13 protein-coding genes and 1 pseudogene are annotated in these 17,171 nt (G+C 56.5%); 11 read left to right on the forward strand and 3 right to left on the reverse strand.

Translation table 11 applies throughout. The annotated features are described in order from the left end of the window. The first annotated feature begins 216 nt into the window (after positions 1-216). From Q8X51_RS16970 to Q8X51_RS17015, 10 genes and pseudogenes are all read left to right on the forward strand, one after another. A complete protein-coding gene (locus Q8X51_RS16970; protein ID WP_407693526.1) occupies positions 217-1,041 on the forward strand; it encodes a DUF5677 domain-containing protein in 825 nt (274 codons plus the stop codon). A gap of 129 nt (positions 1,042-1,170) precedes the next feature. Continuing rightward, the gene (locus Q8X51_RS16975; RefSeq protein WP_407693525.1) at positions 1,171-2,088 is read left to right on the forward strand and encodes a putative phage abortive infection protein; all 918 of its coding nucleotides are present in this window, start codon (positions 1,171-1,173) and stop codon (positions 2,086-2,088) included. Positions 2,089-2,167: 79 nt separating this feature from the next. Continuing rightward, entirely contained in the window at positions 2,168-2,602 is a 435-nt protein-coding gene (locus Q8X51_RS16980) for a hypothetical protein (RefSeq protein WP_407693524.1), read from the forward strand. Between the two features lie 97 nt (positions 2,603-2,699). After that, positions 2,700-3,332, forward strand: a complete 633-nt coding sequence (locus Q8X51_RS16985) for a hypothetical protein (protein WP_407693523.1) — start codon at positions 2,700-2,702, stop codon at positions 3,330-3,332. 470 nt (positions 3,333-3,802) lie between these two features. Then, positions 3,803-4,003: pseudogene (locus Q8X51_RS16990) on the forward strand (CopG family ribbon-helix-helix protein); the annotation flags it as partial. A gap of 373 nt (positions 4,004-4,376) precedes the next feature. Next, complete coding sequence (locus Q8X51_RS16995; RefSeq protein WP_092358685.1) at positions 4,377-4,883, forward strand: sigma-70 family RNA polymerase sigma factor; 507 nt, start codon at positions 4,377-4,379, stop codon at positions 4,881-4,883. Further along, the gene (locus Q8X51_RS17000; RefSeq protein ID WP_407693522.1) at positions 4,880-5,842 is read left to right on the forward strand and encodes a FecR domain-containing protein; all 963 of its coding nucleotides are present in this window, start codon (positions 4,880-4,882) and stop codon (positions 5,840-5,842) included. The genes Q8X51_RS16995 and Q8X51_RS17000 overlap by 4 nt, the downstream gene beginning before the upstream one ends. 98 nt (positions 5,843-5,940) lie before the next feature. Then, positions 5,941-8,364, forward strand: coding sequence for a TonB-dependent siderophore receptor (locus Q8X51_RS17005; RefSeq protein ID WP_323146863.1), 2,424 nt, complete (start codon positions 5,941-5,943; stop codon positions 8,362-8,364). Positions 8,365-8,936: 572 nt separating this feature from the next. Continuing rightward, on the forward strand, positions 8,937-9,221 hold the full coding sequence (locus Q8X51_RS17010) for a DUF3077 domain-containing protein (protein WP_407693521.1): 285 nt from the start codon (positions 8,937-8,939) through the stop codon (positions 9,219-9,221). 204 nt (positions 9,222-9,425) lie between these two features. After that, on the forward strand, positions 9,426-11,555 hold the full coding sequence (locus Q8X51_RS17015; protein ID WP_407693520.1) for a M48 family metallopeptidase: 2,130 nt from the start codon (positions 9,426-9,428) through the stop codon (positions 11,553-11,555). Between the two features lie 73 nt (positions 11,556-11,628). On the opposite strand, the gene Q8X51_RS17020 is transcribed toward Q8X51_RS17015, so the two are convergent. Further along, the gene (locus Q8X51_RS17020; protein ID WP_027605121.1) at positions 11,629-12,945 is read right to left on the reverse strand and encodes an OprD family porin; all 1,317 of its coding nucleotides are present in this window, start codon (positions 12,943-12,945) and stop codon (positions 11,629-11,631) included. A 408-nt stretch (positions 12,946-13,353) separates the two neighbouring features. Between Q8X51_RS17020 and Q8X51_RS17025 the strand changes: the two genes are divergently transcribed. Beyond that, the gene (locus tag Q8X51_RS17025) at positions 13,354-15,441 is read left to right on the forward strand and encodes a TonB-dependent receptor (protein ID WP_323146860.1); all 2,088 of its coding nucleotides are present in this window, start codon (positions 13,354-13,356) and stop codon (positions 15,439-15,441) included. A 71-nt stretch (positions 15,442-15,512) separates the two neighbouring features. Here Q8X51_RS17025 and Q8X51_RS17030 read toward each other — a convergent pair whose 3' ends face one another. After that, positions 15,513-15,728 carry a hypothetical protein gene (locus Q8X51_RS17030; protein ID WP_141156493.1) on the reverse strand — a complete coding sequence of 72 codons (216 nt, stop codon included), beginning with the start codon at positions 15,726-15,728 and terminating at the stop codon, positions 15,513-15,515. A gap of 234 nt (positions 15,729-15,962) precedes the next feature. Continuing rightward, on the reverse strand, positions 15,963-17,069 hold the full coding sequence (gene aguA / locus Q8X51_RS17035) for an agmatine deiminase (RefSeq protein ID WP_065925790.1): 1,107 nt from the start codon (positions 17,067-17,069) through the stop codon (positions 15,963-15,965). Positions 17,070-17,171: the final 102 nt, after the last annotated feature.

Below are 17,171 nucleotides of genomic sequence, written 5' to 3' on the forward strand. Positions count from 1 at the left end.
GTGAGACCTGATCCTAACGGGACCATAGACACACCACCAAAGTTTACGTAGCCTCGGGGTAAGTCTTGTCGCTTCGTCCCTACTCATTGTCGCGTCTAAAACGTACTACTCAATGGAATCAAGGGGTTATGCGGAGACAAGGAAAGTTATGCGACACAGGTGGCAAAAAATATCACCTTATATAGGTCGCCTTATAGTTAGGCCTTTGAAACCAGAATGACAATCATAAACACGCGCGCCGGCTCGCAAATATTGGCCTCATTTTTAGACAGCCAAGTAAATTTACTTGTAGAAAATGTAAGCCTCATAAACCAGAATAGTCAATCGCGAATTTCAGACCTTTTTGCAATCTACTCTGCAATCATCGAAGACGCGATTTCAATAAGATTGCTGTGTGAGAATGGCCGCACTAACCAAGCCTACATTATTTCAAGAGCACTAATAGAACGAATTACGAATTTCTGCTTTCTTCAGCTATGCACAGACGCGGCGTTTTCAGATTATCTTGATTACTCCTTGAACAAAGCTGGCCGGAGTCTAGATCAATCCATTGAAGTTAATGGGGAGCTTAAAGCACGCCTTGCGCTCAACGGAGGAGACTTTGACCTCCCAGACGAAATCCGCGTAGCAATTGCAAAATTCACCAGTGAACGCGGAAGAGAAAAAACACGATGGACAAATATTTCCCTCCCTGAAAGAGCTGCTGTGATCGAAGCAAAGCTAGGCAGTACCGGATTATTCATGAGTCTACTGACAATTTATGCCAATGCATCAGAAGCACTGCACGGAACCATTTACGGAGCCGTTTTTCACCTAGGAGCCTATGAGGCGAAGCCACCCCATGATCAAGAGAGCTTGGATTGCCACTTTCATCAAACGCTCTCGACCTTGTACTTAATGGCCGGGGCCAGCATAGACACGCTGTTCGGCCTTTTAGCATCACTCGGCAATGAATTCATCGTTGCAGCAGCTCATGCATCTAAAAACTCGTTCAAGGAGACTGCAATTGCAACAGGGCTTGCAGTAGTCAAGGAGAGTTAATATGCTTTTAGCATCGAGCATTTTTGCTGCCAGCCTAACAAATCGCTCAAATCGTTCTCATCGCTTACTGGAACAGGCTAAAACCCGCCCGTTAACCAAAGGTTACGCTGCACAAGGAAGCGCAATAAATTGAACCTAGAAGAAAAGTTTGAGAGCATAACCCCTCGAAATCTATTCAAATGGATAACTTGGATATTGGGGATCGCAACAGGCGTCTTCGGCTTTGTACTCTCCTTATATCTCATGGAGTTCAACAACGGGTTCAGCAATGAAAATTCAGATTGGGGAACATTTGGAGATTTCCTCGGCGGCACATTAAATCCCATATTTGGCTTTTTAAGCCTGATTGCGCTTTTACTAACAATCGTATTACAAAGCAAAGAGCTTGAATCAACCAGAATAGAGCTTGAGCGATCCGCCTCTGCGCAAGAAAAAACCGAAGCAGCGCTAAACAAACAATCTGACACACAAGCAAAACAGCAGTTTGAAAACACCTTTTTCTCGTTGCTCGACCAACACAACAAAGCTCTCGAAAAAATATCCACGCCAACTGGAAAGTATACAAACGATCGATCAGACTTAGACATTGTTAGGCTTTCTGTATTTTCGGAGAATCACTCCGATCTACAAGACGCGAAAAATGCGTTAGAAAAACATAATGGTATTTGCGGCCACTATTTTAGGGTCCTGTACCAAGTCCTGAAATTTATAGCCACAAACGTACCTGACGGAAGTATTGGCTCAGAATTCAGCCAAGAAACATTAGCCGATAGCAAACTTGCACCAAGTGAAAAAATGTACAGCAACATTGTAAGATCGTTTCTAAGCTATGACGCAACCCAGCTACTAGCCATTAACTGCTATTGCGCAGACAACTCCGACACCTACTGGAATTTCAAGTTACTTATAGAGCGCTACTCATTTCTTGAGCACATGCCATTCAAAATCAAAGAAAGCGATCATGTACTACTAGTTTCAACAAAGGACTTTTATGAAAAAAATGCATTCGGGCGCACACAGTTCAAGACTAGCTCGCAAAAAGTATAACTAGTTGCTAACTGGCCCCGCAAAAGCTACTCTTTTGTTTGCCTGTTAGCTTATTTTTAGGACCCAGGAGGTATCACAGTTGGGCAATGAGCGCTTCGTAAGGTGGCAAGGGCAAACTATTAGCCAGCTCTCTACCGCCCTCGCTTTGTTTTCTGGACTGTCAGTGGGCGGTCTAGGCTTTCTCCTTTCTCTTCTGCGTGATGCTTCATTCAAACCCACAGGGATATTGGCTGTACTATTTCTACTCGCCTTCCTATCGCTGCTTGTTGCATCTATTTCTGGCTCCGCAGCCGTGGTAACACGTTTGCTTGACTTCCGTCTTACCGCTAAAAAATTGCGCAACATGAATACTGAACCGCTAACACTCTTTGGTACAGACTCCTCAGGATATGGCAAAGCCACATGGATACTATTCTGGGTCCTCTTAATGTCCTTCTCTACTGGCATATTACTAAGCAGCGTAGTGGTAGGAACCTTTTATTTAGCCGGCATGTTCTGCGCCATTGGTTCCTAACAACGCGCCCAACCCCCGCTGATTTAGCCGATCGGATAGGTAGACGCTACGCTTTTGCCTACTCGCTAGCTTAATTATTATGCATAAAGGTGATCCTGTGCCACTCAGCCAAGAAGCGCATCAATTTATGATAAATGAGATGTGCATAGACACCCAAGATCTGACAGAGAAGATCAACAGTTTAGGTTGCGATAGTCACGTAGACGATATTTACAGAATGATTGAGAGTTCCTTCACCTCTTTAAATAAAAAGAATGCCGAAGAAGAGATTCAGAGAATTTTCTTAAATTACGAGCACCTGTTTGAAAATGAGCATGCTTACGCTATCATCGATCCAATTCGGCATGCATTTGCTGGCTTTGCGTACGGTGGACTTCACCAACTCTTTACTAGACAAGAAAACGAAGCATGGTACCCAAGAGTACTTTTAACCAAAGAGCTAAAGCCTAACGACATCGCAAACCTTGCGGAAACTGTTGAAATCTACCGAGGTTGCGGCATGAACGAACACATAGTCCAAAAATATGGCCAGTCTTGGTCTACCTCTAAAAATGTAGCTGAGCAATTTGCTTATGTGCACTACCAAAACCAACCATGGTTTAACATCCAAAACCGCGCAGTACTGCAGTCCACAATTTCCAAGTCAGCTATTTTTTACTCAAAGCAAGAATGTGAGTTTGAAGTTGTGATAAACGTGAATTTACTAGGCAAAGTTCAAGTATGCCCATAACGATTCGACCAACTATCGCTTGCTTCATTCGCTGCATATCAAAGAGCTACGCTTTTGCCTGCCCGATTGCAGCCTTTTAAGCAACGGTAGCTGGGTCGTTTGCTGTTGCTTAGCATAGCTGGAGAGGCGCTCGCTTATTACTCAAGCACAACAACCTGCCATGCCTCTAGGGAAATAGATCGTAGCTTGGCTTTGCCTGAACCTAATGAATGCTAAAGGATAGTTTTAGAGATATAGAATCTCACCTAAAAATTAGGTCATTATAAAACATGTACTTATGTACACTTTCGACTCCTGGTGCCGCACCATACAAAACAAAGCCCTCACAGAAATGTGAGGGCTTTGTTGTTTCTGGGTTAATACAACCCAGTCGCTCGCCTGTAAATCCTTCCCCAAACCGACAAACCGCTATTGGCCGACTACCAGCCGAAGCATAGCGTCTGCATGCCGTGTACACAGCGTATACAAAAATGTATGGAGCAGCGTTATGGCAGCCTCCCGTTCTGTCTTTCCAAGTAAAGCCCGAACTTGCCAGCGAGCTGGATCAACTGGCGCAGGCGACCGACCGAGATCGTCAATACCACCTGCAGCGAGCTTTGAGCCGCTACTTGGCTGATGAATCCTGGCATTTCAAAGCCGTGCAGGAAGGCATTGCAGATACTAGTGCTGGAGCGTTTCCCTCATGCAGGGAAAGCGTCTCCAGAGCCCGATTGCCGGGAGCTGATTATGACCACGTATGCGTGTCGAGCGACCTATAGCTTGCCAGGTGACCGCGAAGCGCCCAGGTAATTGACCAACTGATTGCAAGTCAGTGGTCCAGACTCATCACCACAGCACAAAGCCCCGTAATTCGGGGCTTTGTACTATTTGGCGTTTGAATGAATATCGGCAACTGCAAGAAAACAAACCCGGCCAGGGTCATTCAAAGGCCGTCAGGAATATGGACGTAGAATTCCACCCCATCAAACAGGTGTAAACACTGTACAACCATGCGCCCGATCAATACGATGAGAAGCATTATCATTCACGCAGTGCGAGCCTCACATGCAGGATGCCAGCCCAACATCGTCCGTCGAACAGTTGTACGAGAATCATCACGGCTGGTTGCAGGGCTGGCTGAACCGGCGGTTGGGGCACAGTGCCGACGCCGAGGATCTGGCCCACGACACGTTCATCCGTGTGCTGCGCGCCCCTCAGCAGGTGTGCGAGTTGCGCCAGCCCATGGCGTTTCTCGCGGCGATTGCCAATGGACTGCTGGTCAATCGCTGGCGCCGCCAGGAGATCGAGCGGGCTTATCTTGAAGCGTTGGCTGCTCGGCCCGAAGGGGGGGAATCGTCACCCGAGGACCGGTATCTGGTGATCGAAACCTTGTTGCAACTCGACTCGCTGTTGATTGGCCTCTCTGAGCGCATACGGCAGATTTTCTTCATGTCTCAGCTCGACGGCCTGACGTATCCGCAGATCGCTGCGCAGTTGGGTTTGACTGTGGCTCAAGTGCAACGGGCCATGGGCAAGGCATTCAGTGTTTGCTATGCGAGCCGTTTCGAATGAGGGCCGAGATTAATCCGCAGGTGCGCGATATCGCCATTGATTGGCTTGTCAGGACGCAGTCCGGGCTTATGAGTGCGCCTGATCTGGAAGCATTGCGGTGTTGGCGCGAGGCGAGCGATGAGCATGAGCAGGCCTGGCAGCGCGTCGCCAGCTTACCGCTGTTGCAGCAGCCCGGAGCGAATCTTTTGCGCGATGCCACCGCGCGCAGGGCACTGGCGTCGGCTGGGCCGGACATGCAGAAACGTCGGCAGTTACTCAAGCGCCTGTTGGTCCTTGGTGCGGTTGGCACCGTTGCCTGGCAAGGCGCGGGGTCCACGCCAGTGCGCACCGCGCTGGCGAGCCACCGCACAGGAACCGGCGAGCGTCGCCAGTGGACCCTGGTTGATGGCAGCTCGCTATGGCTGAACACGGCCAGTGCGGTGAACCTGGATTTTAATGACCAGGTGCGGCGCATACAGATGATAGAGGGCGAGCTGGCCTTGAATGTGCGAGCAGAATCGCGCCCGCTGCAGTTGATCACGCCGGACGCGATCCTGCAGAGCCGCGATGCGCAGTTGCAAGTGCGCCATGACCGGCAGGGCACGCAGGTCACCGTCATGGGCGGCCAGGTGCAGGTGCACTCACGCGGCCAGCCAACGTCCTCTTCACTTGAGGCCGGATGGCAGGCACGGGTGGATCGCCTGGGTATCGGCGTACCGAGCCGCCCCGACCTGCTGGTCGCCCAGGCCTGGCTGCGCGGGATTCTGCCGGCGGATCGCCTGCGCCTGGATGCCTTGGTGGCGGAGCTCTCACGTTATCGTCCCGGTGTTTTACGTTGTCATGAGCAAGTCTCAGGGTTACGCCTCACAGGCAGTTTTTCGCTGGATGACACCGATGCAGCCTTGACCCTGGTAGCGCGCACGCTACCGGTGCGAATCGAGCGCATGACGCGGTATTGGGTCTCGATCGTGCCCGCCTGAAATATTTTTTCCGCTGCACGATAGTTTTTTCGTACTCGCTTGGCCTATAGGGATCACCCACCCGCCAGAGGTGGGTCTTGACCCCTTAGGAGCCCCGTATGACTTCACCTTCCCGCGCCCTGCGTGCCCGTACGCTTGGACTGTTGTTGCTCAGCGTGCAACCGCTTTGCAGCCTTCCAGTCTTTGCCGCGGGTAGTTCGCAGCATTACAGCATCGACGCTGGCCCCCTGGATTCTGCGCTGTCACGTTTCGGCGCACAGGCGGGGATTACCATGGCGGGCAGCTCAACGCTGACGGCCGGCAAGAAAACCCAGGGGCTGCAAGGCGATTTCAGTACTGAGGCCGGCCTGGCGCAGCTCTTGCTCGGCTCTGGGCTGACCTATGAGCGCCAGGACGACGGTAGCCTGCTGCTGGTACCGAGCAACGGCGACGTGCTGGAGCTAGCGCCGACCGCCATCAGTGGCACCGCCTACGACACCTCGTTAGGCCGCAACGATGGCCTGGTCGCCAGCCGGACCATGAGTGCCAACAAGACCGATACGTCGATCATGGAAACGCCGCAATCGATCAGCGTGGTCACCCGTAAGCAAATCGATGCCCAGCAGCCACAAAGCATCGGGCAGGTGCTGCGCTACACCGCCGGGGTCAATGGTGAAGCCAACGGTGTCGATACCCGGCGCGACACGATTAGTATTCGTGGCTTTGACGCGACGACTGGCGGTGGTATCTATCGCGATGGCCTGCGCCAGTACAGCTTTGCCAACCAGAGCCGTGCCGTGGGTGAAGTCTATGGGCTGGAGCGCGTGGAAGTGCTGCGCGGGCCATCGTCGGTGCTCTACGGTCAAAGCTCACCGGGCGGCATGGTCAACGTGATCAGCAAGCGTCCCACCGATGAGCCGCTGCATGAACTGGTGGCGCAGGCAGGCAGTTTTGATCGCAAGCAATTGGCTGCGGACTTCGGCGGGCCGCTTAGCGAGGACGGCGTCTTGACTTATCGCCTCACCGGGCTGTGGCGAGACAGCGGTACGCAAATCGACTACGCCCGTGATGACCGTCAATTCATCGCCCCGGCAATCAGTTGGCGCCCCTCGGACGACACCTCGCTGACGGTGCTGGCGTCCTTTCAAAAAGACCGCAATGTGCTGGGCTACTACGCGTTGCCCCGGGTAGGCACACTCGACAGCTCGCGTTACGGACGGATCGCTACGGATCGTTTTGTCGGCGACCCTGACTTCGACAAATATGATGTAGAACAGTGGTCACTGGGGTATCAGTTTGAACATCACCTCAATGATATCTGGACATTCCGCCAGAACGCCCGTTACAGCCGTTCCTACCAGGAACAGCGCACGATTTACCAATACGGCCTGGATGACGACCAGCGCACCGTGGGCCGCTTCGGTTATCTGGGCCACGAAAAGGTGAAGAATGCGCTGCTCGATAACCACTTCCAGGCCCAGTGGAACGCCGGCCGTTTCGAACATACAACGCTGGTCGGTATCGATTTGCAACACGCCAGTACCAACCAGTTGGGGGGTGGCAACGTGGTTGATCCCCTGGATGTGTATGCGCCGGTCTATCACCAGGATTACAGCGACCTGGACGCTTTTTACGACATCAACCAGCGTCGTCAGCTAGACCAAGCGGGTGTGTATCTCTCAGAACAGCTCAAATTCGACGAACATTGGGTCTTCAACCTGGGCGGTCGCCAAGACTGGGCACGCTCGAAAACGGTCCATTACGCCACCGACACGGCGGCAGACCTCAAGCAGCGCGATCACGCCTTCACGTGGCGGACCGGTGTGATGTACCTGGCAGACAACGGCCTGGCGCCCTACGCGAGCTATTCGGAGTCGTTTTTCCCTAACATCACGGCAGTGGCGCGTGACGGCAGTGCCTTCGAACCCGAAACCGGTCGCCAGTACGAAGTCGGGATCAAATTCCAACCCAAGGGCAGTGACAGCTACGTGACCGTCTCGCTGTTCGACCTGACGCGGCAAAACGTACTGACTGCCGATCCTGCCAACAATCGTTTCTCGGTGGCGACCGGAGAAATCCAGTCGCGCGGTATCGAACTGGAAAGCAAGGCGCAGGTGTCCGATGCGCTGGAGTTGATGGCCAACTACAGCTATTCACACCTTGAAATTACCCGCAGCAATACGGCCGATGAGAAAGGCAATCAACCTGGCAATACCCCTGAACAACTGGCCTCGCTCTGGTCGCAATACACCATTCAGGGCGGCGCGCTATCGGGCTTGGCGATAGGGGGAGGAGTACGCTATGTCGGCAAGAGCTATATCGACTCGCAAAACAGCGAAGGCATTCCCCACTACACGCTGTTTGACGCCAGCCTGAGCTACGACCTGGGCAAGCTGTCTTCATCCTATGCAGGGGCGAAGCTGGCGCTCAATGCGTCCAACCTGACCGACGAAACCTATGTCTCCCAGTGTGGTTACACCGGCGACAGCTGCAAATACGGGTATCGCCGAAATGTGACCGGGTCGGTGAGTTACAACTGGTAAGCACCCCCTTGGCGACCGGATCGGCACGTAGCGCAATTGCCAGACAAAACCGCTTTAGTACTCGATATTTCAACAGCGTCGTCCGATAGAGGGCGTTGACAGCGGACTGCTTTCGGCAGCCTGCTGCCTGCTGCCTGCTGCCACGGCAGCTTTTGGCGGATTCCTGCCTATTCTCTACGGAAGGGATGATCGACAACGTTCGAATTCAGGAGGTTTACCATTCGTTAATGGCATCAACGCCCGGTCGCTACCTTTAAGGAATAACTGAAAAATCAATCGATCTATTTTCCCGATTGCTCCTCACCGCTCACCACGCTAACCTCCCCCCGTCGCTGCCAATTCAGCGATCGGGCCTGAGAACCCGGCAAGATGCAGGCGCACCAAGCGCCCCCAACACCCGATTTTGAAGGCGTTTTTTTTTCGCCTGAAAATTCGTGCAATGGCGGCTGTGCGTGGGAGACCTTCGGGTCTGCCGGGTTCCTGTATCTCCGGTTTCTCAGCCTGCGCACAGCTGCCACCCATTCGCCTGAGAACGAACGTGGTAGCTCTCACTCGATATGGGAGTTTTACCAATGAACGCTCCAAATCCCTCTGCGTTAACCACCCTCGGCGTCACCCCGTTCTCCTTTCACTCCGACCAACCTCTGTTCCGCGTCAACAGCGGTGTTTCCCTGCATGAAGCCTTGCATCACGTTTCCGACTTGCTCCACGTTGCCAAGCTGCTCGCCGAAGATGCAGCGATGACGAAGGAGACGGACCGTCATGCCTGGGCGTCGCATTACTTGCAGGAGATGAGCAAGGCGGTGATTGATGATGGGGTGAAGGTGTTGGAGTCGCCTGGGAATACCGGGCTGTAAGTAGGGCTGTGAAGCGGCCCCAAAACCAGGTGCTTAGTTTTAACAGAAAAATCTCAGTGTCTTTATTGGGGCTGCTGCGCAGCCCGGCGCGGGGCAAGCCCGCTCACCACAGAGTGGTGTGCCCGCATTTGAGAGTGGTGTAGATACCCAGGGGCGTTTTTTTCGGTATAAACCTGAACATCCCTGCGTTGTGAACGGACTCCCATGAACGCTCTCAAACTGATCTGCCTCCTCATCGTTTTCCCGCTGTTGCTGGCCGCCCTCGGTGGCTGGGAGCGTCAGCGTGCTGACGAAACCACCACGGCGCTGGTCGATTACCACATCACGGTGACTACCGCTAAACAGCAACTCCAAGCGCTGGCGGCGAAGGAGCCGACGGCGACGGTCGATCTGGTCGATGAAAAAATCAGCGTGCAAATGGCCCTCTCGCGCCTGGCAAAAATCGAAGCCGAACTGCCCATCGCCCACCGCGTGAACGGTGCGATGCGGGTCCTGACGCCGTGGGTGATGGGCTTGGGGCTGTTGGCGGCGTTGATTGGTACGGCTGCGTTGGCAGGTACGTACTGGGCCGGGCGGCGGGCACGGCAATCACGGGAGAGGTTAGTGCAGGCGTTCTCCCTGGGCAGCCGCCTGCTGCCTTATGTGCTGGTGGGCCATGTGGTGGCGGTGGCGGCGGCCGTCGCGTTGGCGTTGAGTTTCGAAGGCTTGGGGATGTGGCATATCGGCCGGCTGGGCAGTGGCGAAGTCAAGCTGATGGCGGTGCTGGGGGTGATCGCGGCGTTTTGTGTGTATTCGATCTGGCAGTTGCTCAGACAGCTGCGCCCTATGCTGGGGATGTTCAAGCCCGAGCCGCTGGAGATGTTCGGCCAGGTGGTGACGCCCGCGCTGGCTCCAGGGTTGTGGCGCCATGTGGACGAGCTGGCGGGTCGGCTCGGTGCGCTGCCACCGGACCACATCGTGGTGAGCCTGGCCCAGGGCTTTTACGTGACCTCCAGCGCGGCCACTGTGCAACCGGCGAATACTTTGCTGCAGGGGCGCACCTTGCATGTGCCGTTGCTGTATCTGGGCCTGCTGAGCCGTGAAGAAATCAGCGCGGTGATCGGCCATGAGCTGGCGCACTTTGTGGGGCAGGACACGGAATACAGCCTGCGCTTTTTGCCGATCTACGATGGGGTCAATCGCAGCCTGGAGGCGCTGCTGCAAACCCTGCTGGGCAGCGATTTGATCCAAGGCTGGCTGATGCGCCCGTCTTTGCTGTTCGGGGTGTTTTTCATGCAGCGTTTCGATCACGCGGTTAACCACTGGAGCCGTGAGCGCGAATTGCTGGCGGACGCTGCCGGCGCGCAGTTGGTGGGCCCTGAGGCGGCGGCTTCGGCGTTGTTGCGGATGTCGGTGTTGCAGCCGCACGTTGAGGATGCACTGTTGGCGTTGTGTGAGGCAGGTACGGCTACAGACCTGCCCGACGCCGTGTTCACGAGCTTGCGTGAGTGTAAATTGCAACCATCAGCCGAAGCCCTGGAGATTCATCAACCCCATCCCACCGACTCCCACCCCTCCAATGGCGAACGCCTGCAGGCGCTGCACGTGCCACTGGACGATACCCTGCGCGGCGCCATCCGCGAGGTGGATAGCGACGTAGCGAATGCGCAGATGGATGCCTATTTCAGCGCCCCCCAGGCATTGCGCGAGCAGCTGTCTCGCGACGTGATGGACATGGCCGTGTCGGAGAACAGCGCGCACACCCAGCTGCTGGAAACCTTGGCCGCTTCGGCCGAGGGTGAGCGCAGCCTGCATGAAGGCGGCCAGTGGCGCGGGGTGCTGATGGCGGTGTCGGGCCTGCCCTTTGTGCTGGCGGCCCTGTTTATCCTGAGTCGAGTCTGGCTCGCCCCGGAGCGTTTGAAAGGCACGCCGCTGTCGGCAGTCGGCGCGGGCGCGGGCCTGGGTCTTATCGGGCTGGGCCTGCTCTGGCTGGGCATCCGTCGATTCAAGCGCGCGCCGCAGACCGCGTTGCGCCTGACACCGGAGCATTTTGTGTTCAATAACCTGGCGCAACCGCTACCCATCGAACATATCGAGGAGATCACGTTGCAGTTTGTCCAGGGCATCTGGGTAACCGTCCAACTGACGCCCGAGGCGCCGTTACCCGTAACGCGCAAGACCGCGTTCGGTGTACCCGGCGTGCGGGTCAACAAGAAGAAACGCCAGGTACTGCTGCTGATGGCACAGCTGTGTATCGACAATAAAAAGATCGAACCCTATGAGGGGTTGTCCTTGATGCTCGACTACAGGAATGCGGCGTTGGCGCGCAAGATTTTGCAGAGCCACGAGGACTGATGCACCCCCATAAAAAAACCCCGAACCAGTCGGGGTTTTTTATCGCCTGGAATCAGGCGCGACGTGTGATCACTTAGAAAACGTTGATCGGGTAGTCGGCGAACAGACGGATTTCGTTACCGCCTACGTTGTACTTGTCGGCATTGCTGGAAACGCGCAACCAGGACGCACGAGCACGCAGGCTCAGGTCTTTGGCCGGGCCGCTCTGCACGACGTATTTGAACTGGTTGAAGATCTCGCGCTCGGTGCCATTGCCACGGTTGGAACCGTCGTCAATGTTGGTACCGCGCACGTAGGCCACGTTGTAGGTCAGGCCAGGCACGCCGAAGGTGCTGAAGTCCAGGCCGTAGCCGGCCTGCCAGGAGCGCTCGTCCTTGCCGTTGAAGTCGGACCAGTAGGAGTTGGCCAGCAGGATGGTGTTGCCGCCGTCGCCGATGCCGCCAGCGTTGCGGTAGCCGCCGTACAGGTAGCCGGTGTCGCCCGTGCTGCGCTGGTGAGCGACGGTGAAGCTGTGCGGGCCGACAGCCCATGTGGCGCCCAGGCTCCAGATCTTGTTGTCGCGAGCGTCTTCGCTGCCTTGGTTTTCCAGGGCGAAGCTCTTGTCCAGCTTGGTCTTGTAGCCATTGAAGTCAAAGGTCAGCGACTGTTTCTCTGGCAGGGCCAGCACGTAGTTGACGTTGACGTATTGCTTCTTCAGCACGTCTTGCATGTCGGAGGCGTACAGCGCGGCCGACAGGTTTTCGGTGAATTTGTAGCTGCCACCGACGTAGTCGATGCTTTTCAGACGGCCGCTGTCGGTACCTTCGGCGCTCTTGCGAGCTTCCTTGGTGAAGTGACCGGCGTCGAGTTGCAGGCCGGCGATCTCTTTGGAGACGATCGACGTACCCGTGAACGTTTCGGACAGCAGACGGGAGTTGTCGTAGGCCAGGACCGGAACGTTAGGGAACTGATCACCGTACTTGAGCACCGTGTTGGAGACGCGGAACTTGACCGCTGCGCCGCCTTTGGCCAGGTCGTGTGGTGCCGAGCCAGGGTTTGCCGAGCCATCTGGGTTAGTGGTGCCATTACCCTGCTTGAAGAAGTCGATCCCCCCCGCGCCGGCGCGACCTTGGCCACCGTCCAGACGGATAGCATATTGGCCGATCACGTCCACACCCACACCGACAGTGCCTTGGGTGAAGCCGGACTCGAACTTGCCGATGAAGCCTTGGCCCCATTCGGCTTTGTCTTGCTTGCCGTTTTTGTAGTCGCGGCTGATGTAGGCGTTACGGGCCGCGATGTTCAGGTGGCTGTCTTCAACAAAACCCTTGGATTGCTCCTGGTCGTTTGCCATTGCTGTCGATGCGCTCAAAATCCCCAGAGCGATCAGACTCATCCGTTGCTTCAACATTTTTTGTATTCCTTATTACGGGTTGAGTACGCGCGATGACACCAGGCTCCATGTCGCTTTTCTGGTGTCGACTTTTCCGAAAAAAGAAGGCCCGCGGACGACTGAACATGCCGCGGGCCTTTTCTTATTGGATGAGTCATGGCTGTTAGCCACAGGCGTTGGGCGCAATCCTAGTCGCGCGTTGAACTATGTGTCAATTTCGTGAATCGTCTGTATTTAGGCGAAATAATTCTAAGCAAAGGCCTACTGCCTTTCTGAAAACGACCAGATTCTGTCTTTAACGACCCATGAAACACATCTCGTAACATATTTCAAAGCCGATACGTTTGGTAATGGATAACGCGCGCAAATGCAAAGCATTACCATTAGCGTGCTTTTTCCTGCCAAACCCTTTGGATGCATTCCACCATGCCTGCCCTTCGCCTGACGCCCATGACCCTTGGGCTTTCTGTTCTGCTGTCTGCCGGTTTTGCCTGTGCGGCCACCACCTTGCCCGAAACCTCGATCAGCGCCGAAGCTGACGAAGACGACCCGCGCGTCAAGGAAACCAGCACCGCGACCCGCACCGCCACACCGGTACGGTATGTGCCCCAGGCCATCGACTCGGTGAAGACCGAAAGCCTGCGCGCCTACGGCACCAACGACCTGGGCCAGGCCTTGAGCGGCATCCCCAACGTCAGCAGCGGCGCCGACACGCGCTTCGACAGTCTGCGCATCCGTGGTTTCGACGCGAGCAACGACTTCTACCTCGATGGCATTCGCGACGACAGCCAGTACGTGCGCGACCTGCACAACATCGAGCGCATCGAAGTGCTCAAAGGCCCGGCAGCCGTGCTTTACGGGCGAGGCGGCCAGGGCGGGATCGTCAACCGCGTGAGCAAACTGCCAACGGCCGGGCGCAAGTCGAGCATCGAGGCCCAGGGCGGCAGCAACGATTTGCGCAGTGTGTATGCCGACCTGAGCACCGACCCCACCGACAACATCAGCCTGCGTCTGAACATGGGCAACCAGGACAACAACAGCTTCCGCGACGGCGTCAGCGGCAATCGCCAACTGTTCGCGCCGTCCATGAGCTGGCAGCTCACCCCGGATCTCAATTGGCTGGTGCAATACGAATACAGCCGCTACAACCGCACGCCGGATCGCGGCATCCCCGGCGTCAACGGCCGCCCCGCCGACGTCAGTCGCAGCACCACCTACGGCGACAGCCGCGATTACATCGACGACAAGACCCAGTCCCTGCGCTCCAAGCTGGCCTACGAACTCAACGACAACTGGCAACTGCGCCAGACCCTCGGCGTGTTCAAGCTCGACAGCGATTTCGACAACACCTACCAGACCGCCTATGTTGCCTCGACCAATCGGGTGACGCGCCAACGCTGGCAGCAAGACCTGACCACCCTCAACGTCTTCAACAACGTCGAGCTGGAAGGAGGCTTCAGCACCTTCGGCCTGGAACACCGCCTGCTCACCGGCGTGGAGCTGGGCAGCCAGCGCCGCGATCCAAAGCTGTACACCGCCACTGCTGTGAACCGCGGTGGCCAGGCCGTGCCAGCCCTGGACCTCAACCAGCCCAACCGTCGCCTGAGCCACACCGGGCGCATGAGCGTATCGAGTAACAACCACACCGAAGTCGAAAGCCGCGCCCTGTATGTGCAAGACCAACTGCGCCTGAACGACCAGTGGCAAGTGCTGGCCGGCCTGCGTTACGACCGTTTCGAAGTGGACACCAAAAACAAACTGCTCAATACCCAACAAGACGTCAAAAGCCACAGCACCAGCCCGCGCTTTGGCCTGGTGTGGACGCCCCTGGAACACCACTCGTTCTATGCCTCGTGGAGCAAGACCTTCTCACCGGCCGGTGGCGGCCTGATCGGCATCACCCCGAACGCCGCCGGCAGCGTCAACGACCTGAGCCCCGAGCTGACCAAGCAAAAAGAGATCGGCGTAAAAAGCGACTGGCTCGACGATCGCCTGAGCACCACCCTGGCGGTGTACGAACTGGAACTCTACAACCGCCGCACCAGCGACCCGCTGGACCGCACCATTACCCTGCTCAGCGGCCTGCAGCGCTCGCGCGGCGTGGAGCTGACAGCCACCGGCAAGATCGTCGGCAACTGGTCTGTACGCGGTGGTGTCGGCCTGCAGGATGCCAAGGTCGAGAAGGACAACAACGGCTTTGAAGGCAAGCGCGTCAGCGACGTGGCCAAGCGCAATGCAAGCCTGTTTGTCACCTGGAAACCGGAGATGGGCTGGTACGCGGAAACCGGTTTGACCCTGGTCGGCGACCGCTACGCCGACAGCCTCAACACCGTGGTGCTGCCGGGTTATGGCAGTTGGGATGCGTTGGTCGGGTTCCGGCAGAAAGAATGGGATGTGCGCGCGGCGCTGAACAACATCGCCGACAAGACCTACTACGAATCGGCGACCAGTGTGGCGCAGATTCAGCCGGGCGATCCGCGTAACCTGGTGGTGACGGGCACTTATAGCTTCTAAACGTAAACCCCCTTCTTATCGCAGCTGCCGAGTGCAAGCGAGGCAGCTGCGATGAAGCCAAGGCCATTTCGTTAGTTACTCATCAACTCGCACAACGCGTGCATTTCATCCTCGCTGAACAACCCCACCGGGTAGCGTTCACTCATCACACTGCGCAAATCCGGCTGCTGCCTGACTTGTCGCGAGCCGTTTTCCTTCAACCAGAGCCCCAGCGCATGGATCGCGTCACCGTCAACCCGCGAAGGGTGGAAGGTGCGCGTGTACATCGGGTTGATATTGGCATTCATTTCGGCGCTCTCTCCTGCTGCGTGAGCGGCTAACTTACTCAAGGTTTATGACAGAACTGTGCGGTCATCACCCTGGGACACTGGGGCAACACCGATACAAGAGCTATGCCAATGTCGCGTGTTTATAGGTGGGCGGACACAAAAAAGCCCACGACCGTGATGGGCCGCGGGCTTGCTGTAGGGGCCGACACCGAGGAGCGCCCGGCTGCCGGAAAGGCATTGTTACAACTGCACTCAGTTTTTATGCGGGGCAGGCTGTTGTTGGGTCAGGCAATGGATATTACCGCCACCCAGTAACAGTTCACGGCCCGGCACCATCACCACTTCGTGCTGCGGGAACAGGTTCTGCAGGATAGCCTTGGCTTCAGCGTCCAACGGGTCGTCGAAACTTGGCGCGATGATGCCGCCGTTGACGATCAGGAAGTTGACGTAGGAACCCGCCAACCGCACGGTCGGATTGCGTTCCTGTGTGCCGTCCACCGGGTCGACCCCTGCGCACTCTTCCTCAGTGGCATACAACGGCCCCGGGATCGGCATTTTATGCACTGTGAACGAGCGCCCCTGGGCGTCGGTGCTGCTTTGCAGGACGGCCATGGCGGCGTGGCAACGTCCGTAGTTCGGGTCTTGCGGGTCGTCGGTCCAGGCCAGCAATACTTCGCCCGGGCGCACGTAGCAGCAGAAGTTATCCACATGACCGTCGGTTTCGTCGTTGAACAGGCCGTCCGGCAGCCAGATGATCTTATCCACAGCCAGGTTGGCGCTGAGCACCGCTTCGATTTCGGCACGGTCGAGGTGCGGATTACGGTTGCGATTGAGCAGGCACTCTTCGGTGGTGATCAGGGTGCCTTCGCCGTCGACGTGGATCGAGCCGCCTTCCAGCACGAAACCCTCTGTGCGGTAACGCGGCGCGCGCTCGATTTCGAGGATCTTGCCGCCCACCTGCGAGTCGCGGTTCCACGGCGAATACAGGCCACCGTCAAAACCGCCCCAGGCGTTGAAATCCCAGTTCACGCCGCGCACTTCGCCACGGTCGTTGATCACGAACGTCGGGCCGGTATCGCGCACCCAGGCGTCATCGCTGGACATTTCCACCACACGGATATTCGGCACGTCCAGGCGGGCGCGGGCGTTTTCGTACTGGCCGGCGGAAACCGCAACGGTCACCGGCTCAAAACGTGCGATGGCCTTGGCCACGGCCACGTGAGCGGCCTGCGCGGGCTTGCCGCCCAGGCGCCAGTTGTCCGGGCGCTCGGGCCACACCATCCAGGTTTGGGTCTGTGGCGCCCATTCGGCGGGCATGTGGAAGCCATCGGCGCGGGGGGTGCTGTGCAGGGTGGTCATGGCGATCAGGACTCCGAATGGGGTAAAGGCCGACTTTATAACGGATAAAAATCGGCTTTAAAAGCGAACAGACAGCCTGGATGAAAAATATGACAGCCAATC

Source organism: Pseudomonas sp. Yb2C2, from assembly GCF_052112325.1.
Classification (GTDB): Bacteria; Pseudomonadota; Gammaproteobacteria; order Pseudomonadales; family Pseudomonadaceae; genus Aquipseudomonas; species Aquipseudomonas marginalis.